The organism is Haloplanus sp. GCM10025708, assembly GCF_042663985.1.
GTDB lineage: Archaea > Halobacteriota > Halobacteria > Halobacteriales > Haloferacaceae > Salinirarus > Salinirarus marinus.
Genome location: NZ_JBHSZA010000011.1, coordinates 2,751,610 through 2,772,794 on the forward strand (window position 1 = coordinate 2,751,610; position 21,185 = coordinate 2,772,794).

10 protein-coding genes, 3 tRNA genes, 3 pseudogenes and 2 CRISPR repeat arrays are annotated in these 21,185 nt (G+C 62.6%); of the genes and pseudogenes, 8 read left to right on the forward strand and 8 right to left on the reverse strand.

The annotated features are described in order from the left end of the window. The first annotated feature begins 13 nt into the window (after positions 1-13). From ACFQJD_RS18520 to ACFQJD_RS18530, 3 genes are all read left to right on the forward strand, one after another. The gene (locus tag ACFQJD_RS18520; RefSeq protein WP_379800212.1) at positions 14-3,622 is read left to right on the forward strand and encodes a hypothetical protein; all 3,609 of its coding nucleotides are present in this window, start codon (positions 14-16) and stop codon (positions 3,620-3,622) included. A gap of 184 nt (positions 3,623-3,806) precedes the next feature. Next, a CRISPR array of direct repeats spans positions 3,807-7,851; the repeat unit is 30 nt; unit sequence GTTACAGATGGACCCTTGTGGGGTTGAAGC. 120 nt (positions 7,852-7,971) lie between these two features. Then, positions 7,972-8,229 (forward strand): AbrB/MazE/SpoVT family DNA-binding domain-containing protein, encoded by a 258-nt coding sequence (locus tag ACFQJD_RS18525; protein WP_379800213.1) that lies wholly within the window; start codon positions 7,972-7,974, stop codon positions 8,227-8,229. Next, complete coding sequence (locus tag ACFQJD_RS18530) at positions 8,229-8,657, forward strand: type II toxin-antitoxin system VapC family toxin (RefSeq protein ID WP_379800215.1); 429 nt, start codon at positions 8,229-8,231, stop codon at positions 8,655-8,657. The genes ACFQJD_RS18525 and ACFQJD_RS18530 overlap by 1 nt, the downstream gene beginning before the upstream one ends. Before the next feature lie 15 nt (positions 8,658-8,672). On the opposite strand, the gene ACFQJD_RS18535 is transcribed toward ACFQJD_RS18530, so the two are convergent. After that, positions 8,673-8,918, reverse strand: coding sequence for a hypothetical protein (locus tag ACFQJD_RS18535; protein WP_379800216.1), 246 nt, complete (start codon positions 8,916-8,918; stop codon positions 8,673-8,675). Between the two features lie 115 nt (positions 8,919-9,033). Next, a CRISPR array of direct repeats spans positions 9,034-9,389; the repeat unit is 30 nt. A 150-nt stretch (positions 9,390-9,539) separates the two neighbouring features. Between ACFQJD_RS18535 and ACFQJD_RS18540 the strand changes: the two genes are divergently transcribed. The 3 genes from ACFQJD_RS18540 to ACFQJD_RS18550 all read left to right on the forward strand — a co-directional run bounded on the left by ACFQJD_RS18540 (position 9,540) and on the right by ACFQJD_RS18550 (position 12,708). Beyond that, positions 9,540-10,679, forward strand: a complete 1,140-nt coding sequence (locus ACFQJD_RS18540; protein WP_379800218.1) for a site-2 protease family protein — start codon at positions 9,540-9,542, stop codon at positions 10,677-10,679. Positions 10,680-11,018: 339 nt separating this feature from the next. After that, positions 11,019-11,549: a hypothetical protein gene (locus tag ACFQJD_RS18545; protein WP_379800220.1), complete on the forward strand. Its 531-nt coding sequence runs from the start codon at positions 11,019-11,021 to the stop codon at positions 11,547-11,549. A gap of 37 nt (positions 11,550-11,586) precedes the next feature. Then, positions 11,587-12,708 carry a DUF3604 domain-containing protein gene (locus ACFQJD_RS18550; protein WP_379800222.1) on the forward strand — a complete coding sequence of 374 codons (1,122 nt, stop codon included), beginning with the start codon at positions 11,587-11,589 and terminating at the stop codon, positions 12,706-12,708. A gap of 87 nt (positions 12,709-12,795) precedes the next feature. Here ACFQJD_RS18550 and ACFQJD_RS18555 read toward each other — a convergent pair. From ACFQJD_RS18555 to ACFQJD_RS18565, 3 genes and pseudogenes are all read right to left on the reverse strand, one after another. Further along, a pseudogene (locus ACFQJD_RS18555) lies at positions 12,796-14,651 on the reverse strand (SLC13 family permease). Between the two features lie 550 nt (positions 14,652-15,201). After that, a tRNA-Ile gene (locus ACFQJD_RS18560) sits at positions 15,202-15,276 on the reverse strand. Between the two features lie 338 nt (positions 15,277-15,614). Next, a tRNA-Asn gene (locus ACFQJD_RS18565) sits at positions 15,615-15,687 on the reverse strand. 110 nt (positions 15,688-15,797) lie between these two features. Between ACFQJD_RS18565 and cca the strand changes: the two genes are divergently transcribed. Next, on the forward strand, positions 15,798-17,147 hold the full coding sequence (gene cca, locus ACFQJD_RS18570; protein WP_379800224.1) for a CCA tRNA nucleotidyltransferase: 1,350 nt from the start codon (positions 15,798-15,800) through the stop codon (positions 17,145-17,147). Here cca and ACFQJD_RS18575 read toward each other — a convergent pair. From ACFQJD_RS18575 to ACFQJD_RS18590, 4 genes and pseudogenes are all read right to left on the reverse strand, one after another. After that, positions 17,126-18,137: pseudogene (locus ACFQJD_RS18575) on the reverse strand (histone deacetylase family protein). The gene cca and the pseudogene ACFQJD_RS18575 overlap by 22 nt on opposite strands. Beyond that, the gene (locus ACFQJD_RS18580) at positions 18,138-18,569 is read right to left on the reverse strand and encodes a histone (protein ID WP_379800226.1); all 432 of its coding nucleotides are present in this window, start codon (positions 18,567-18,569) and stop codon (positions 18,138-18,140) included. A gap of 54 nt (positions 18,570-18,623) precedes the next feature. Further along, positions 18,624-20,047, reverse strand: a pseudogene (locus ACFQJD_RS18585) (single-stranded DNA binding protein). 130 nt (positions 20,048-20,177) lie between these two features. Beyond that, positions 20,178-20,645: a hypothetical protein gene (locus ACFQJD_RS18590; RefSeq protein ID WP_379800228.1), complete on the reverse strand. Its 468-nt coding sequence runs from the start codon at positions 20,643-20,645 to the stop codon at positions 20,178-20,180. A 157-nt stretch (positions 20,646-20,802) separates the two neighbouring features. On the opposite strand from ACFQJD_RS18590, the gene ACFQJD_RS18595 reads away from it, so the two are divergent. After that, a tRNA-Arg gene (locus tag ACFQJD_RS18595) sits at positions 20,803-20,875 on the forward strand. Positions 20,876-21,185 lie beyond the last annotated feature (310 nt).

Below are 21,185 nucleotides of genomic sequence, written 5' to 3' on the forward strand. Positions count from 1 at the left end.
TCCGACCAACAGTGTGCGGCCCGGGACGAAGGGCGGTGTTACCCATGAGTCGGGGAGCCCCCGGCTCGACTGGGAGGGCCTCCTCTGGGAGGCCCGTGGATACCTCGGTCTCGACGCCAACGATCCTGTTCCCCTCGGCGAACTCCGGGAGACGGCCAAAGCGAACGGCTGGTCCGAACAGGAGTTCCGCGAAGCCAAGCGCGAGGGCGACGAATTAGCGAACGTCGGGACACTCGACGAGCCGAAAGTAGTTCTCGAGGAGAAAGACACCGAGACCACTGCCGAGGAAGCCGATACCGAGAACGCTACCCCAGGGGTCGACGACGAGAAAACGGCCTCTCAGGCTTCCGAAATAAGCGAAAATCATGAATTCGCCAATCTCGACGCCGCTCCCGAAATCGAATCGGGCGTCTTTCCCGAGGACCTGATGGACGTCTCCCAATGGTTGGCCTGGAAGGCCACCGACGACGGCCGAAAGGTCCCTCGCGCACCCTACGAGAATCCCGACTGGCCAGACAAGTTCGTCTCCGCACAGGATCCCGATGTCTGGCGTGACTACGAAACCGTCGTAGATTGGTGCGACAAGCTCGACGGATACGAGCCCGCGTTCAACATCCGGAACCGCGAGGACTATCCGGACGAGGAATTCGTCCTCGTCGACTACGACGACGCACGTGATCCCGAGAGCGGCGAGGTCCATCCGGTCGTTCGCGAGCACGTCGAACGCGCCACGTCCTACGCGGACGTTTCGACGTCTGGCACGGGCATCCACATCTTCTGTCGAGGAGAACTACCTGACGGCGTAAAGGCAATTGGGGCCGAGCTTCCGGAAGACGAACGCTTCCCCGGCGCGGAAATCGAGGTGTACGACTCCGGGCGATTCTCGGCGATGACGGGAGACCACATCGCCAACACACCTCGCACCACCCGCGACTGCCAGAAGTTCGTCGACGACCTCGCCGACGAATTCGCCACCGTCGCGGAAGGCACGCCGTACGAAATGTTACGGGAGCCGGAGAAGTCGAAGGAGGAACTCTCGGACGTCGAGACGACCCACGACGTCCAGGACGTCCTCGACGCGATTCAGCACACGGGACCGCGAGATATCCACCTTCGGTCGACGGTTACCCACGAACGTGCCGATGGTACCAAGTCACTCGATCCCTCGTGGGCGCAGTCGAAATCCGGGACACGGCTCGCTCAGGTTGACGGCGGATGGGTGTACCGAAAGGGGATGCACGGCCTCGACGCACTGCAGATCGTCGCGCTCGAAGAGCGAATCATCACTCACGTCGACGAGTACCCGAACGGGGACGATTTCTGGGACGCCGTCGACGCTCTCCGCCAACGAGGTGCGCACGTCCCCGAATACGAGCCAGTGGAAGGCGAACCCGTATCGACGCTTCCTCTCGTACGACTCGCTGCGCTCGACCCGTCAGAGCGTAAGCGTGCGGCACGAAAGAGAGGCCTCGATTGGCCGACGACGCCCGAGGCCCGCGACCGTCTGCGTGACCGAGTGTTTCAGGCCATGCGCCACGGCGAGAACGTCGTCGTCGACGCCCCAACAGCCCTCGGTAAGATGTACACCGTGGCCACTGAGCCGTGGTTGAACCACAGCGACGTGACCGACGAATCGCCGGTCATCCACTTCTCCGAGACTCGCGAAGCCCGTGACGACGCGGCAGAGAGTAGCCGAAAGGCGACGGGCGTCACGGCGGCGACGTTGAAGGGGCGAAAAGAGCGGTGTCCCGTCGCTGGTGGGAACCACGACCCGGCCGAGGACGAGGAAGAAGAGCCGGACATCGTCGTCACGATGGATGGGACCCCAGCCTCGGCGTGGTTCGATGCAGTGTGTGACGGGCGCGGTGTGCCGTTCTCGACGGCGCACGCGTACCTCGCCGAAAGTAACGATCAGGGCATCGAGCTTCCGTGCTGTGAAGACGAGACGGAGTGTCCGGCGAAGACCCAATGGAACGGCGTGCCCCGTGACGACGAGACTGGCGAGACGACGACCGATGTCGTCCACGCGACGCACCAGTTCGCTCACGTCCCGAGCCTCGTTCGCAACTGCAACGTCGTCTTCGACGAGCGCCCCGACTTCACCCTCGACATCTCGAACGACCGGATACAGCGCGGTGTCACGGCGTTCCTGAAGGATGCTGGGACGCCAGTTCGGACGTGGGAATCGTTCGTCGAGCTGGCACAGCACACTGGAACGGGAACCGACGCAGCAAACGAACGTGATGCCACGGAGGGGAAACTCGACCACAACCCGAACCGAGAGTGGTACTTAGAGAACGCCGACGCCCACACTGTCGCTCCCGCCCTCACCCGAGCGATCTGGTACGCACTCCGTGACGAGCCGGACGCGAACGGTCGGCAGTCGGCGACGGTTCCACACGAACCCCCGCGCCTCGATGGGTCCGCACACGAAACCGACGGCTGGAATCGCGTGTGGGTGACGGCTGTCGTCGACGAGGACAACCGTGTTCGCACTATCCGTGCAGCACCCGATCTCTCGCTCGCCCGGTGTGTCATCGGCCTCGACGCGCATCCCAGCGCCCCGCTGTGGCGGCGGAACACGAAACCGGACATCACCACCGAATCGCTGCTCGACGCCGAGGAGCGGCGTCTGTGGCGGCGCTTCGAACGTGGGCTTACCGTCGTACAGGTTGGAGAGGCAACGCGCCCCCTCGCGTCAGGCGAATATTTCGACGAGGACGGGACTCGTGCCGTGCTCGAACACCTGCACGAGACATACGACGAGTTCCGCACTGTCATCACCGCGTCGAGCGTCGAAGGACGGACGAAGCAGTTGCTGCGAGAGGCTGGGGTTGAGGATGCCGAGACGATGCACTACGGCGAGGAGAAGAGCCGCAACGACTTCGGCGACGAGAAAGTCGGGTTGGTCAACGGGAGCATCGATCCCGGTGATGACTACGTGCTCGATCTCTTAGCCGAGTGTGCGCTCGACGCGAAACCCGAGACTGTCGAGACGGAGGCCGGAGAGGTGCGACGTGCCCACGGCCGGGAGTTCGTCGGCAGCGACGCCGACGCAGCGCGTGAAATCCTCGCCAGCGTTCGAGAGAATCACGCCGCCCAGGCCGCTGGGCGCTATGCCCGGAATGCGGATGATCCGACGAACACGGCGACAGTATTCGTCCGTACCGATGCGATTCCCGAGGGATTCGCCGACCTCCAGGTCCCCGGTGTCGAGTGGGTTGCGACGGATACCCAGCGCCGAATCGTCGAGGAACTCCGTAATCGGAACCATGCAACTGCCCGCGAAATTCACCAAACAGTCGACTGTTCCAAACGCCACGTAGCCGAGACTCTCAAACGTCTCGTCGAGAACGGGAGAGCCTCGGCGCGTGAAGGACTGGGGGCGCATGGGGCAACTATGTACACCGACGACGGAGCACTACCTTCGGGGTTAGTCGACCTCGATATCGACGAAATCGAGAACAGCCACGTATGGGATACATATACGTGGTCGTTCGCGATCCGTTCTCTCTACTCCCCCGAAGAGGAACCGAGGACGGCTGGTAGCCATGTGGCCCAAGCAAGTGGGAAGACGGGGAAGGAGAACGACTCGAGGTTAGACGCCTTCGAGGCTGACTGACTGCTCCAGCAAAGATCGCGAAGGGCGACTCGGACAGCCGTGGATGTCGGCAGCTCAAGATTCGTTCGCGAAATAGATGCATCCCATCCGTCGACCCCCGGGGGTTCAGAGGGTATTGGAGGTCGACGGAAATTACTTGAGCCAGGCAGTAGACACACGCTCTGTGGGCCCGAAATCGGGCATAGTTACAGATGGACCCTTGTGGGGTTGAAGCTACTTGTGACAAATGTGGTGAATGTCGTTTCGGAGTGTTACAGATGGACCCTTGTGGGGTTGAAGCCTCGGGCGTTACGCGAATACGCGTGGTAGGCTGCTGGTTACAGATGGACCCTTGTGGGGTTGAAGCAGCTTGGCAACAATCCAGAACTCATCCTCCGAAGCGGTTACAGATGGACCCTTGTGGGGTTGAAGCGAATACAACGAGACCTTCGGCGTCTGGGAGTACGACGTTACAGATGGACCCTTGTGGGGTTGAAGCCTGCTGGAGAGCATCGGCCTGTACTGCCCGGAACTGTTACAGATGGACCCTTGTGGGGTTGAAGCCCCCGTAACGTATTCTTACCGGACATTACCGAGTGTTACAGATGGACCCTTGTGGGGTTGAAGCGGGTTGTAGTCGTTTCCTTCGACGTCGTCTTGCTGTGTTACAGATGGACCCTTGTGGGGTTGAAGCTGTCGCGTCGACAGGCTGGATAGCACTTGATTCGCGTTACAGATGGACCCTTGTGGGGTTGAAGCGCCAGTACGACGCGCCGCTCATCACGTTCTCGAATGTTACAGATGGACCCTTGTGGGGTTGAAGCCGCTCGTCGTCGTAGCTCATCGAGTACATCGCTGGTTACAGATGGACCCTTGTGGGGTTGAAGCGGGCGCATCGAACGCCTCGCCCGCCTCGAAGTCGTGTTACAGATGGACCCTTGTGGGGTTGAAGCTTCCGGGAGGCCCGCGAGTTCGGCATCACCGGCGGTTACAGATGGACCCTTGTGGGGTTGAAGCCCGGCCGTCGGGGAGTTCCACCAGGTCGTATCCGCCGGTTACAGATGGACCCTTGTGGGGTTGAAGCGTCGGCTACATGGCGCTCGACGCCGTCGAGGACGCCGTTACAGATGGACCCTTGTGGGGTTGAAGCTAATACGCCGCCGCAGTTTTTACAGGACATTGTTAGGGTTACAGATGGACCCTTGTGGGGTTGAAGCTTGGGTAGACTATTGCTCTTAGCCCTTGTATTGGCCGGTTACAGATGGACCCTTGTGGGGTTGAAGCCTCGTAGGTTTCCGGCCTGTCTCGCGCCTTGTCTCGTTACAGATGGACCCTTGTGGGGTTGAAGCAGTTACAGATGCTTGGTCTAAGAGCCTTCGAGTATTGTTACAGATGGACCCTTGTGGGGTTGAAGCAACGACGAGAAGGGCGGTCCGCAGACCCGAATGGGATGTTACAGATGGACCCTTGTGGGGTTGAAGCAACTGCGCACGTCGTAATGCTCGACCCAGGTCGGCATGTTACAGATGGACCCTTGTGGGGTTGAAGCGTTAATCTGCCCGCCGAACGTCACGGTCGGGGAGTCGCGTTACAGATGGACCCTTGTGGGGTTGAAGCGAGGATGTCGGCCGTCTCGCGGGCCGTCGCGCCGGCGGTTACAGATGGACCCTTGTGGGGTTGAAGCATGAGCAAGACAACCGAAAGCGGCCGGTCGCTCCTCGTTACAGATGGACCCTTGTGGGGTTGAAGCCAGGATTCGATACATCGGAGACATCGATATAGAATCGTTACAGATGGACCCTTGTGGGGTTGAAGCCTGGTGCTCGGTTGGGACTGGATCAGCAACACGCTGGTTACAGATGGACCCTTGTGGGGTTGAAGCGCGTCTCCAGACCCGGGAGACACGACCACCGGAACGTTACAGATGGACCCTTGTGGGGTTGAAGCCAGGATTCGATACATCGGAGACATCGATATAGAATCGTTACAGATGGACCCTTGTGGGGTTGAAGCCGAGCTCCGAGTCGCCGCCATCCGCCCGGGCCCCCTGTTACAGATGGACCCTTGTGGGGTTGAAGCGAGGACGGCCTCGGTGTCGACCATGCCGCGTGAATGTTACAGATGGACCCTTGTGGGGTTGAAGCTCGACAAGCCGCTCAATGTCGTCAAGTACCCACCGAGTTACAGATGGACCCTTGTGGGGTTGAAGCACACCGGCGAGCGGAACCAGCTCGTCACGGTCACGGGTTACAGATGGACCCTTGTGGGGTTGAAGCGGGTAGTAGCCCTCGCTGCGGACTGCCGGGTACGGCGGTTACAGATGGACCCTTGTGGGGTTGAAGCGTCATCCGCGCCAATCTGTCGTGAACGTCTTGAGGGTTACAGATGGACCCTTGTGGGGTTGAAGCACGAGAATACCGCGAACACCGACCACACGGACGGTTACAGATGGACCCTTGTGGGGTTGAAGCGGCTCTCAACGAACTCCGCTTGGGCGGAGAAGATGGTTACAGATGGACCCTTGTGGGGTTGAAGCCGAAGGCGCTCGTTCTGGGCTTCGAGGTCGTCGATGTTACAGATGGACCCTTGTGGGGTTGAAGCTCAACGCCCGGCATCATCGAAATACGAAACGAGAGCGGTTACAGATGGACCCTTGTGGGGTTGAAGCTGGCTCTCCTGTATCAGTCATGGATCTGCTCCACCCGTTACAGATGGACCCTTGTGGGGTTGAAGCTGGCTCTCCTGTATCAGTCATGGATCTGCTCCACCCGTTACAGATGGACCCTTGTGGGGTTGAAGCGTCCTCGGCCGTCAAGTCCGACGTGTCGTGGGCGGCGAGTTACAGATGGACCCTTGTGGGGTTGAAGCGCGATGACGACTGGTCCACCGGCGAGGTAGAGGATGGTTACAGATGGACCCTTGTGGGGTTGAAGCATATTACTACCGTCTACCTGATAGTTTGAGGCTCTGGTTACAGATGGACCCTTGTGGGGTTGAAGCCACAACGCCGACCTGCGCACACTCCGCGAGGCGAAGTTACAGATGGACCCTTGTGGGGTTGAAGCCAGTACACGATCCCGGAGGGCGTCGGGGAAACTCTCGTTACAGATGGACCCTTGTGGGGTTGAAGCGAAGCCACTTGGGTCCGGGCTGGATCAGGGGGTGCGGTTACAGACGAACCCTTGTGGGGTTGAAGCTCGAACTCCTGAAAGCGGGGACGCTCACGCTCGACAGTTACAGACGAACCCTTGTGGGGTTGAAGCTTGGAGCCGTTGTATCCGCAACTCTTTGGCCGCCCTAGTTACAGACGAACCCTTGTGGGGTTGAAGCTAAGCCGAAGACGCCAAGCAACCCAATCAATGCACCGTTACAGACGAACCCTTGTGGGGTTGAAGCATGGTGTATCGGTGTCGCACCGAACCGGGCTGGCCGGTTACAGACGAACCCTTGTGGGGTTGAAGCAGCAACTCATGGAGTTACAACAAATTCGGATGCTGTTACAGACGAACCCTTGTGGGGTTGAAGCTTTATCGCACTCGGAGGGCTTATCGGCGTAGTGATAGTTACAGACGAACCCTTGTGGGGTTGAAGCACGCGGGAAGACGTGGCCGCCGCATGGCCGACTCATGTTACAGACGAACCCTTGTGGGGTTGAAGCTTGTATCGGAGTACCAAAGGCGTTTACTCAAAATCGTTACAGACGAACCCTTGTGGGGTTGAAGCAAGCGCCACCCGAATCTTGAGAAGATCCCCCTTCAGCGTTACAGACGAACCCTTGTGGGGTTGAAGCAAGTGGCGGGTTGGACATTACAGCCGCCGACCAAACGTTACAGACGAACCCTTGTGGGGTTGAAGCGTCTCTATCGGAATGTGTGTAAGCGTCCCGCAACGTTACAGACGAACCCTTGTGGGGTTGAAGCGCGGGATTTGGCGAACAATCCCGGTTGGGGAGACGGGTTACAGACGAACCCTTGTGGGGTTGAAGCTCGACCTGGACAACGAACTGACGACGTTGATATTCACGTTACAGACGAACCCTTGTGGGGTTGAAGCGAGGGCCGGATGCTCGTCGGGATCGAGGCGCTCGGCGTTACAGACGAACCCTTGTGGGGTTGAAGCGAGACGCCGACGAACCACTCACGCCCGCACAGGTGTTACAGACGAACCCTTGTGGGGTTGAAGCCGAAAAGGGCAACCGACTCACCGACGACGGGCGTGAGTTACAGACGAACCCTTGTGGGGTTGAAGCGCGAACTTGCCGAGCGTCGCGACGAGATACGTCCACCGGAAGGCGAGGGGATGCACACGTGGGAGTTCGTAAGATAACATGTGGAGCAACATGTATACGATGAGGGGCCATACTATCGAGTATGTCGAGTGAGGAAACGAAGGTAAGCGACCGAGGAATGGTGACGATACCGGCAGATCTCCGGCGACGTCTCGACATCGAGCCGGGCGACAAGCTCCGCTGGGACGTCGACGACGAAGGGAACCTCTCGGTCAAGGTCGTCAAGCAGCGATACGGTGCTTTCGATGACTTCGAGCCGGTGTCGATGGGAGGTGGAGGATCTGAAACGCATGATCTGGCTGGTCATGAAGACGATCCCGCGTTCTCGGAGAGCGGCTGATGGCGGTCGCTGTCGTAGATACAGGCGTACTCATCGGGATGGCAGACACCGATGACAAACACCACGACGTCGCGATGGAAATTGTCCGCGGGATGGATCACGGCGACATTCCGACGGGACGGGTGACGAACTATATCGTCCTCGAGACGCTGAACTGGATACACAACCGGAAACGGTACGCGAAGGCCGTCGAGACATACGGTCGTCTCAATCAGTCTTCCGGATTTGAGGTCCTACATGCAGCTCGGAAGGACTTCCATAGGGCCGTGGAACTCTTCGAGACCTACGAGGGTCTGTCGTTCGGGGATGCCACAATCGCGGCGTATATGGAGCGGGAAGGTATCGAGTATCTGTACTCGTTCGACGACGATTTCGATGCGGTCGACTGGATAATTCGGCTGGAAACGCCGGATAGCCCCTATCGATAAACGGTATATAGATTTTTAGGGAGTCCAGCGAACGCGATTACAGTAGTTAGAGATCGTCTGCTCGGTGACGTCCATCTTTTCGGCGACGTACGACCGAGATTTCGGGGACCCGTTTCCGAGGCGGAGGAACGCGGCGATGGCCTCCTGTCCGGCCGTCGCGACCTCGATGGGGATGGCGTTGCCCTCGGGTTGGACGAACGGGCCGCACTTCTTCCAGAGACCGAACGCGAGACGCGCCATCTGGAAGGTATCGAAGGTCATGTCGGTGAACTCGATGACGTCGTCGTGTCCGTCGAGTGTGTGCAGCCGGACTCGTCCGGGCTCGGTGTCGATTTCGGAGAGATTCAGTTCGTCGCCGGCGTGGTCCCCGTCAATAGTTACAGACGAACCCTTGTGGGGTTGAAGCTGACGCGGTCGGGATTCGTCGGGTAGCGGTCCGCGTTACAGACGAACCCTTGTGGGGTTGAAGCCCCGCGACGACCTCGAACTCGTCGAGGACCGCCAACGTTACAGACGAACCCTTGTGGGGTTGAAGCGTCGTGGACGGCGAACCGATAGGCTGCGATGATACGGTTACAGACGAACCCTTGTGGGGTTGAAGCTCACATTCCTCCGATACCGACGTCGTCGCCCTCATGTTACAGACGAACCCTTGTGGGGTTGAAGCTACCGGATGCTGAAAGAGCGGCAGATAGAGGACTTGTTACAGACGAACCCTTGTGGGGTTGAAACGGGCTGGGGAGTTTGGCAGGCGTGGGTATTGCTCGCTCGGACGCGACACGAACCGCTATAGTCGGAACTCGTGTTTCGGCTCGCGTGTTACCAATGGATCGACGAATCCAGTGCAGGTGAACTAAGTGCCTCTCGCCGAACCCAACCTATATGCGAAGTTACACTGTCACGGAAATCTGGGAGATTCCGATCCGCATCAACTCCTCGCTGTTGATATTTCTCCCGATTCTCGCGTGGCTGATCGGAAGCGGGCAACAGATCGAACTCTATGCTGCCTTCATCGAAGGGCTGACTGGCGTCGGCTTCGATATCGCTCGTCTTCGTGCTGGGTCGACGTCGTGGATGATCGGTATCGCTGCGGCAGTCGGGTTGTTCGTGAGCGTGACGATACACGAACTCGGACACTCGTGGGTCGCACTACGATACGGAATCGAAATCGAATCGATTACGCTCTGGATACTCGGTGGCATCGCGTCACTCAAGTCGATTCCACGGGAGTGGAACCGCGAATTCTGGATCGCTATCGCTGGGCCCTTCTCGAGCGTTCTCGTGGCTGTGGTCTGTTACGCGGGCGTTCTCGTCGTTCCGAACTCGCTTCAGGTGCCGCGGTTCGTCGTCGGATGGCTCGCCATCACGAACGTCACGCTGGCGGCGTTCAATCTCCTGCCTGCATTTCCGATGGACGGTGGACGTATCCTTCGCGCCCTTCTCGCCCGCTCGCGCCCGTACGGAACCGCAACTCGAATTGCGGCTCGGATCGGCGTCGGATTCGCCTTCCTGTTCGCGATCGTCGGTGTCCTGAACTTCCAGATCATCATGATCCTTCTGGCGTTTTTCATCTACGGTGCGGCCACGACGGAGTCGCGCACGGTACTCCTCGACGAACTGCTCAAGGGGATCACGGTCGCCGACATCATGACCCGTGACCCAGCGACGATCGTTACGACGACGACCGTCGACGACTTCGGAGCCCAGTTGCTCAGCGACCGTCAGTCCGTCCATCTCGTGACAGACGAGAGCGGTGCCACTGCCGGTCTCGTCGCACTCGAGGATTTGAAAAAGGTTCGACGGCAGGATCGCTCGACGACGACGGTTGCAGAGATAATGCGTGACGTTCCACGTGTTGAACCGACTGCGGATGCCTTCGATACGCTCGTCCAACTGAATCAAGCAGGTGGTCTCTATGCTATCGTTCAGAGAAACGGAGAGGTAGTCGGTGTGCTATCGGAATCTGATTACGCCCACGCAATGACGATTCAGCGGGGATTCCGGAGCGGAATCGGCGGATAAGGCCGAGTCGGGAACGACGCCGGGAACGGAGCCAGTGAGTGGCCGTGTTCTGTCTGCACCAGCCGATCCGTTTCGAGGCCCAGTCTTAAGTCCGTCCTCCCAGAACCGCGAGTGCATGACTCGTAGACGGGGCCCGCTCGAACGTGTGTTTGACGAGAGTCGCGATCTCGACGACATCGCGACCTGGGACGAACGGCCGGCACTCGACCGCGTATCAGTTCGTCTCTCTCGATTCCTGAAGACGAGCTCTCAGACACTCGTCGTCCTCACGGCAATACTCACCGTCGTCTCCCAGCTTGCACTCACCGGCTTTGCCGTCGTCCGACGTAGGAGTGTTCGATGGACGATGGCGGAGGCCGGATTTCGATGAATCGGTCCGCTTTCGGTCCGCTGGTGAAGGCCAAGGAGACGGTACACGTTTTCGCTCGCAACGCTCCGTCGCCCCGGGAGTTGTTGGCGAATCGTACCGGGCGGTTCGACGAATTACACGCTGTCCTGCCATCGACGGCGACGCCCGGTGAATCCCTCTCGCTCACGGTGCAAGCGTGGGATCAGTGCGAACGGCTCTTCTCCGATTTCGATGGGACGGTGACTGTCGACGCGACGGACTCGGACGCGACGTATCCACGGACCCTGTCGTTCGATGCCGCTGACGGCGGCGTCGTCCGAACCGAGGATGTCCGGTTCGAGACCCCGGAATCCAGTATCTCACGCTCACGACCGAACGCGGCCAGCAGTTCGTCTCGAACCCGGTTCGCGTCGCGGCCAACCACGAGCGACAGGTCTACTGGGGCGACGTTCACCTCCACTCCACGCTGTCTGACGGCACTGGCGACGCCGAACGAGGCTACCGATTCGGCCGCGACGTGATGTCCCTGACGTCGCCGCCTACACCGACCACGACACGATGGGATTTTTCATCCCACCGCAGTGGCAAAAACGGCGGATGCACCGCGAGTATTTCGACCGACTCTGTTCGCTCGCAGACGAGTTCGACGAAGCTGGCGAGTTCGTGACACTCCCGGCGTACGAGTGGACGAAACAACCCAACATGGGCGGCCACATCAACGTCTACTTCGAGGACAGTTCGGACGCGACGTTGTTCGACTCGCTCGCCGAAGAGACACGCACCTACGAACGGCTCTGGGAACGACTCCGTGAGTGGAACCGGGCCCACGACTCGGGCGTCGTGACGATCCCCCACCACTCTGCCGAAGCGATGTACCCCTTCGACTTCGCGAGCGTCGACTACGACGACGACCTCGCGCCGCTGGTCGAAGTCTATTCCCAGTGGGGGTCGAGCGAGCGACCGGGAGACGAGGGCAACCAGTATCCACTGGAGATGGGGCAGGGCGAAATCGACGAGGAGGGCTACTACGTGCGGGACGCCCACCGAATGGGCCACAAGGTCGGCATGATCGCGAGCGCGGACTATCACGGTCCGCATCCGGGGCACTCGCTCATCCACACGCGGCCGCATCTCCCGTCGCTTCGCGAGTGGCGACGCGACGGACTCGGCTGGGGGAACATCTGGCGAACGTGGGACGAACGGAGCTATCCCGGCGGACTCACTGCCTTCCTCGCACCCGAACTCACTCGAGATGCGATCTTCTCTGCTCTCCGCTCTCGGTCCGTCTATGCGACGATACAGCCACACCGCATCCTCGTCGACTTCCGCGTGAACGGCGTCGACGTCGCGAATCAGACCGACGCCATCGCCGTCGAGAGCCCCGACGCGCTCCGAGAGATATCCGTCGACGTCGCGGGAACAGCACCGATCGCGACCGTCAGCGTCGTCAAGAACAACGAGGTCTGGCGTACCACCGACGGAACGGACGATCCTGACGCCGAACTCGACACTTACACCATCTCCGGCGAGTGGACGGACGAAGAACCGCTCTCGGCTATGACGTGGGACGACGAGCGTGGTACTGACGGCGACGTCTACGTCGTCAGGGTTCGACAGACGAGTTCCGGCCGCTATCCGGGGATGGCGTGGGTCGGGCCGCTATGGGTGGAGTCTCCCTGACCCGTTTTTCGCTTTCGGTCGGATACTACGACTCGGTAGCGACTGCGGACCGACGTCCGGACACCGCGTAACATCGTAGTAGACGGGTTAGACGCCGAAGTGGACGGCGATACCGAACGTGACCACGACTGCCAACAGGAGTTGCAGCGGTGCACCGACGCGCAGGTAGTCCGTGAACTTGTAGCCACCCGGTCCGTACACCATGAGATTCGTCTGATAGCCGATGGGCGTCATGAACGCCGCGGAGGCAGCGAACATCACGGCTAGCAGGAACGAGAACGGTTCGCCCCCGATTCGAACGGCCGTATCGACGGCGATGGGTATCATGAGGACGACGCTGGCGACCGGCGTGATGATGTTGGCCAACAGCCCCGTGAGGACGTAGAAGAGCCCGAGGACTGCGAGGACAGGGAGGACGTCGGCACTGTTGACGAGGATGGCAGCGATGAACTCTGCGCCGCCCGTCCGCTGCATGGCGAGCCCGAGTGGGAGGACACCGGCGAGGAGGAACACGATGTTCCAACTCACGGCGTCGTAGGCGTCCGAGGGGTGAGACAGCCGGTGACGACCATCGCGAAGACGCCGCCGAGTGCGGCGATGACGATGGGGACCAGTCCGAGTGCGGCCACGCCGATGACTGCGACCATGATACCGATCGCAACGGGCGTCTTCGGACTCAGCGGTGCGACGGAACCTTCGTCTGCATCCGGTTCGAGGACCGGTAGCTTCTGTTCCGGAACGTGCGTGATCGAGATATCGCCCCGTTCCTGCAGAAACTCCGCGTCGTCCAGCGTCGTGTACAGTAACAGCGTATCGCCCGCCTCGAACTCGATCGTGCCGATATCGTCGTGAAGCAGTTCCCCGCCACGGAGCACCGCGAGCACTGTCGAATCGAACTGGTCTTCGATGTCCGACTCGGCCACCGTCTCCCCGACGAGACGGGAATCGGGGAGGAGCATCCCCTCGACGAGGGTGCTGTTCTCGGTGACCAGGTCGTCCGCGGACACCTCCTCGCGGACGAGTTGCCGGAGGCCGTACCGTTCGGTGAGGCGGTTCGTCGTCTGTAGCGTCGCCCGCACCGTGAGCGTGTCCCCCGGTTCGAACGCCTGGTCCGACGCCTGGGCGGGGAACGACTCCCCGTCCCGATCGAGTTGCAGCAGGTCGACCTCGTGTTCGAAATCCGTCTCGAACTCTTGGAGGACGTCGTCGATTCGGCGGCCGACGAGCGGAGAGTCGTCGACGACGGCGAGCCGTGCCAGACGGTTGTCGAGGTCGAACTCTTCGGTGAGGTCCTCGCCCGGTTCGACGCGTGCTGGCGTGAGCCGCCGCCCGATAGTCATGAGGTAGACCGCGCCGACGAGGAACACGACGACTCCGAGCGGCGTGAATTCGAACATCCCGATCGGGCCCCGTCCCGGGAGCTGGCGGGCGAAGTCGCTCGCGAGGATGTTCGTCGAGGTGCCGATGAGCGTGAGCGTCCCGCCGAGCATCGCCGCGTAGGAGAGCGGGAGGAGGAGCTTCGAGGGTGATATCCGAGCGCGTTCGGCCAGCCCCGTTATCATCGGGATGAACACCGCGACGACGGGCGTGTTGTTGACGACGCCCGCTGCGATGCCCGTGGTTCCGACAGTGGCTCCGAGCAATCGGGTTTCGTCCCCTGTGAGTCGAGCCAGATAGACGCCGAGGCGTTCGACGACGCCAGTCCGTTGCACGCCTTCGCTCAGGATGTACATCGCCACGATGGTAATCGTCGCGGGGCTCGCGAACCCGGTGATCGCATCCTGTGCTGGAACGCCGGTGAACGGCTTGAGAACAGCCAGCGAAACGAGGACGCCGATCGCCGTGATGTCGTTCGGGATGAGTTCCGTCACGAACAGCACGAGCGCAACGAGGATCAGCCCGAACACGACCAGCATTCCTGTCGTGACCGCCGGCAGCGCCATGATGTCGACACTCTCTCCGTTATGAAAAGGCCTCCGTTGGTCGCGGCGGTCGTTTTGGCGAATCAGGTGTCGGTAGCAGTGTCTGTAACCGTCCGTGACTCCCACTACTCGTCGATCGAGCGTGTATCGGTGACACTCCCCGGGAACGGTTATCGCCGACGGCGGTGAAGGATACGCCTCCATACCGGGTCCCGTCAGGCCGAGAATCGACGTCAGGAGTACGCTCCCGAAGCGGACGTGGGCGTGGCCGCGTTCGAAGACGAAGCAGGAGCACACCGTTGGCGATCCCGCCATCGCGACGCCTACCGCCTTTTCGGGTGCCAACTCCCATCGAGATTCGGATTCGTGACCCCGATCGAGAAAACAGCGGCTTCAGGCGCCGTGTGTCGTGCATCCGTCGGCACAGAACCGTGAAAACTGTGGATGGGCCCTGCCGGATTTGAACCTCGGTCACACCCGTTCGCTCGCTCCGCTCTCTCACCTCTCGTTCCCTGCTTCAAATCCTCTCGACCGAACGATTCACTGCTCACTGACGTTCGCAGGAAATCGATGGGCCCTGCCGGATTTGAACCAACGACCACTCGGTTATGAGCCGAGCGCTCTCACCAGACTGAGCTAAGGGCCCTCGTCGTCTCCTACCGGTGGCGCGCCCTTTAGCATTGCTCCTTCCGATCGGTCGATTCCGTCGCGTCCGCCGTTCGGAGACGGAGCGCCTCACGGGACATTGTCGCGGAGAAGCGCCGTCACCGAACTACGTTCGATGGGCCGTCAAATGCAATTCGACGCCGTCGCCAGGACTCGAACTCGTCGAGACGGTTCGGGTCGCTCGATAGCTCACGGCTCCGCCGTTCGTCTCTCGCTCCCCGACTGCGACTCGCCTGCCCGAGTCCTGGCGGTGCCTGCTCGCGACAGATTCTGTCGCTCGGAGACGGAATTCCTCGCGGGAGGATCGTCGCAGAGAAGCGCCGTCGCCAGGACTCGAACCTGGGACCACCTCGTTAACAGCGAGGCGCTCTACCAGCTGAGCTACGACGGCCCGTCGTTCGCACCCGTTCGTAGAGGGAGTTATTTGATAGGGCTTTCGTTTTTCCGCCGACGGGGCGCTGACACCGACATTCTTTCGCCGCGCCGGCCCCAGCCGCGACCATGAGCGACCTCGACAGCGTCGCGGCGAAAGTCCGCGACCGAGTGACGCCGGACGCGGCCGAGCGCGAGCGACTGAACGCCGCCGCCGCGGACGTCGTCGACCGCGTCAGGGACGCCGTCGCCGACCTCCCGGTCGACGCGGACGTCCTTCAGGTGGGGAGCACCGCCCGCGGAACCTGGCTCCCCGAGGACCGAGACATCGACGTGTTCGTGCGTTTCCCGGCCGACGTCGACCGCGAGTCGCTCGAAGCGTACGGCCTCCGGGTCGGGCGGGCGGCCCTCCCGAACCCCCGCGAGGAGTTCGCGGAACATCCGTACGTGACCGGCACCTTCGAGGGCTACGACGTCGATATCGTCCCCTGTTACGACGTCGCGTCGGCGACGGACATCCAGCCGGCGGTCGACCGGACGCCGTTCCACAACGAGTATCTCCGCGAGCGACTCGACGACGACCTCGCGGCCGACGTGCGCCTGTTCAAGCAGTTCCTCACCGGCATCGGGGCCTACGGGAGCGACCTCCGAACCCGCGGCTTCTCCGGCTACCTCACCGAACTGCTCGTCCTCGAATACGGCGACTTCGTCTCGCTGATGGAGGCCGTCGCCGACTGGCAACCGCCGGTCCGATTCGACCCCGCGGATCACGGGACGGAGTCGTTCGACGACCCGCTCGTGGTCGTCGATCCGACGGACCCGACGCGCAACGTCGCCGCCGTCTGCTCGGCGGAGAACGTCGCCCGTCTCCAGCATTACGCCCGCGACCTCCTCGCCGATCCGCGGGCGTCGCTGTTCACGCCCGACGAGGCCGCGCCGCTGTCGGCGGCCGAGATACGGAACCACCTCGACCGGCGCGGCACCACGCCCGTCGCCGTCGTCTTCGAGACGCCCGACCTCGTCGAGGACCAGCTCTACCCGCAACTGCGCCGATCGCTTTCCGGCGTCGCGTCCGAACTCGATCGCCGGGGATTCGAGCCGATTCGATCGGCCACGTTCGCCGATTCGCGCTCCGTGCTGTTCGTCGAGTTGGCCGTCGCCGCTCTGCCGACGATACGACGACACGAGGGCCCGCCCGTGAGCGTCCGGCAACACGCCGCCGGGTTCTACGACACCTACGCCGACGCCGACGTCTACGGCCCGTTCCTCGACGGCGACCGGTACGTGGTCGAACGCGACCGCGAGTTCACGTCGGCACGGGCGTTGCTGGAGAGCGACGCCATCTTCGACGTCGCCCTCGGTACACACGTCGAGGACGCCCTCGAGCCGGAGTACGAGGTGCTCGTCGGGGAAGCGGTGGCGACGCTGGCCGAGGAGTTCGGTCGCGAACTCGGACGCTACTTCGACCCGAGACCGTGAAGCGTGCGGACCTTCCGGAGGAGTTCGTCGGTCGTCTCGTTCGGGTCCTCGCCGTTCTCGACGGCGGCGCGCCCGTCGAACGTCTCGTGGACCATCGCCACGCCCTCCGAGAGCGTGTCGAGGCCGTATCCTCCTTCGAGCACGAACGAGAGGGCGGCGTCCGTCTCGTCACAGATCGCTCGCACGCGGTCGGTCAGGAGGGCGTACCCCTCCGTCGAGACGCGCATCCGTGAGATGGGATCGTGGCGGTGGGCGTCGAACCCGGCGCTCACGACGAACAGGTCGGGGTCGAATCGCTCGACGGCCGGCGCGATGGCGTCGTCGAAAGTGTGGAGGTAGTCCGCGTCGCCGGCCCCCGCGCTCAGCGGGACGTTCATCGTCGCCCCCTCGCCCGCGCCGGATCCGCGTTCCTCCACGTCGCCGGTCCCGGGGTAGAGGCCGTCCTCGTGGATCGAGGCGTAGAAGACGTCCGGGCGGTCCTCGAAGACGTCCTGGGTGCCGTTGCCGTGGTGGACGTCCCAGTCGAAGATGGCCACCCGGTCGACGCCGTGGTGGTCGATAGCGTGCTGGGCCGCGACGGCGGCGTTGTTGAAAAACAAAAGCCCATGGCGTCGTCCTCGACGGCGTGGTGGCCCGGGGGCGGCCGAGGGCGAACGGCGTCTTCCGGCCGTCGTCGCCCGCGAGCGCTCGTTCGGCCGCCCACTGGGCGAGGCCGGCGGCCATCATCGCCGCGTCCCAGGTCTCCTCGCTGGCGACGGTGTCCGGGTCCCAGTTGCCGCCGCCACGGTCGCAGAACTCGCGCACTTCCTCGACGTACGACGGGTCGTGAACGGCGGCTACAGCGTCCGCCGTCGCGGGGTCTGACTCGACGTATTCGACGCCGTGACGGCGGGTGAGTTGCCGACGAATCGCTCGCAGACGGTCCGCGGTCTCCGGGTGTCGATCGCCCGTATCGTGTTCCAGACAGGTGTCGCTGTAGCCGAATCTCATCTATTCGAAGAGCGCGAAGTACGTCTCGATGTCCTCGGCTTGGATCGTCCGCCGGTCGGCGTGTCGCGCCAGTTTCGCCGCCGCCGAGGCCACGTTGTCGGCGTAATCCTCGAGGATGTCCGCCAGTGCGATGCGCGCGTCCATCGAGACGCGGTACCGGTCGTCGATGTCGAGCCGTGCGATGCGGTCGATCGGAGCGACCGGGAGTTCGAGCGTCGAGCGGTCGACCACTTGCTCGACGCCGAAGTCGGCGGCCATCAGCGTCTTTCGACCCTCGGCCGTCGCCCGTTCCGCGGCGTCGGCCGCCAGCCGCGCGCCGTGGTTCTCGATCCGGCGCGCGAGTTCCTCCGCTGCACCGGCACTCACCCGGAGATTCCCCGCGTTCCGCCGGATGATAGTATCTACCGGAGCAAACGGTAGCTCAACGCTCATACCGTCTATCGGGTACGTCCGGCGTATAATCCTTTCCGTCGCTCCCCCGCGCTTTCAGTAGACCTCGTCCGCGTCGATGCGGCCGTCCCGCAGCGGGCCGCGGACGGTGACTTCCTCGCCGAGGCGGAGATTCGCGTCCGTCTCGACGCTCCGCGTCTCCGTGCCGTCGTCGAGGACGACGGGGTCGCCCGCCTGAACGACCGTGCCCGTGAACTCGGTGACGCCGCCTTCGGCGACGGTTTCGGCGGCCGTCTCCTCCGCGGCCGCTTCGCCGGCGACGTCCCCGCCGTCGCCGCCGGCGAACGCCGCCAGTCCCCCTTCGTCCGCCTTCGGGTCGCTCTCTGTCCCCGCCTCCACGTCCGCCTTCGCCCCGCCCTCGTCGAGGACGCTCACCGTCGACCGCCACCCGGCGGAGGCTTCGAGCTCGTCCTGCCAGCCGTCCTGGATCTCCACGTCGGTCAGGACGACCCGATCCGCGAGGTCGACGTCGGCGTCGGCCTTCTCGCCCCACAGCGCCACGCGGATGTCCCCCGTCTCGTCGCGCACGCGGACGTTCCTGACCTGTCCCTCGGAGCCGTCGTCCCGGTCGAAGGTGCGTTTCGGGTCGGTCTCGATGACACCGCCGGCGATGTCGACCGTCTGTCCGATTTCGAGCGAGCCGATGTCGGCCGTCTCGGGCACGAACTCCACCGACTCGTCGAGTTCCTCGATCGTGCCGCGCGATCCGACGTGGAGTTCCAGGTCGCCGTCGCGTTCGCGCACGTAGCCGTCGACGACTTCGACGGACGTGCCGGGGTCGAGGTCGGTCACCGTCTCGGCCATGTCGTCCCAGAGCGTCACCCGGACGCGCCCCGTCTCGTCGCCGAGGGTGCAGTTGGCGACCTTCCCCTCGGTGCCGTCGTCCCGGTCGAACGTCCGGACGCCGTCGTCCGCGTCGAGGACGCGCCCTTGAGGTTCACGTCCGAGAGGCCGAGCGACAGGTCCTCGACGCGGTAGGTGTCGAGCACCTGGATGTCGACTTCAGCGTCCGGATCGGGTTCGACCCGGTCGACGCTCACTTCGACGCCGTTGAAGCCGTCTTTCGGCCGGCCCTTGATGCGTAGTACCTGTCCGACGTCGAGTTCGCCGTCGGCCACCGACTGAGCCACGTCGTCCCAGAACGAGACGCGAATCCGCCCCGTCTCGTCCGCTACCTCCACGTTGACGACGCGTCCCTCCTCGTCGTCGTCGCGTTCGAACGTCCGGAGTTCGCCGACGTTCACCACCTTCGCGACGAACTTCACCTCGTCCATGCCGGGTTCGACGTCGGCGATGCCGCTCACCTCCTGATCTTCGAGTTCGTGTGCGACGAGCATCGCCGCTGTCTCCTCGTCGGCGAGGCCGCCCATCTGCTCGACCTTCTCGGCGACGGCCGCTTCGAACTCCTCGAAGTCGACCTCGGTGTCGAGGTCTTCGTATACGTCCTCTATGACGCCCATCGTGTACTGCACCATGCGAAGGCCGTGGTTAAGCGTTGTCCTTGCAGGGGTACAGCCGCTCCGTCCCCCGATTTTGCTCGTTTGTGCCGTCCGTCCATACGACCGCTTGGCCGCGCTCTCGGGGATAAATTCACGGCCGGTCGGCCCGCGTGGCCACCTCGCGTCCGCGAGCGCTCTCGTGGACGACGGTGACCGACGCCGGCAGACCCCCGTCGAAGGAGATGCGGGCGTCGTAGCCGCGCTGGACGAGCGCCTGCGTACACCCACCGCCCGGCGGCGGGGCGTCGTCGGTGTCGACGACGACGCGGAGTTCGTCGCCCTCTGTCGTCGCCGATCCAAGAATCGCCGTCGAACAGCCGTTCGGCCCCGTGATACAGCCCGTGATGTCCACGTGCGACGACTCGAAGGTGACCGTCGCAGTCTCCGGGTTCGCGCACTCGCCGGTGTCGGTGAGCGTGCGGTCGTTGATGGCCGGCGAACTGCCGTCGCCGCCGTTCTCCGGCGATCCGCCGCCACCGTCATCGCCCGATAGCCCGCCGCTCGAACAGCCTGCGAGTGCCGTCGACGCGAGCAGCGCGAGGAGGCTTCGACGTTCCATATTCGGCGTTCGAGCGCCGCGAAGAAACCCCTGTCGTACGGTCAAACGGCCGTTTGACAGTCCTCGCTCCGGTCACGGCGTCCCTGCCACGTCCCGCCGTCTCACCCCGGCCGCGGACCGTAACCGTCTTAAGTCAATCCGGGGTATGGGTAGATGAGTCCTGGTAGGGTAGTGGACTATCCTCTTGGCTTGCGGAGCCAGGGACCGGAGTTCAAATCTCCGTCAGGACGCTACATTTCCGACAACTACCCCGCGAGAGCACTCCGTGGCTCTCGCGGCCGTTGCGGTTATGCGGTACCGGAGATTTGAGCAGGGAGCAGTGAAGCTGCTCCCGAGTTCAAATCTCCGTCAGGACGCTCACTTCGTTCGCGCCCTGACGTGGTCACGCTCGCGGTGCTCGCGCGACCTCCGTCAGGACGTCATTCTCACGAGGTCGGACGGCGATCGACCTCTGTGTCGCTCGCCTCCGTCGAGTGTGTTGACTCTCCGGAGATTTGAGCAGACGAGTCGCAACGGCCGAGCGTAGCGAGGCCGTCCGTC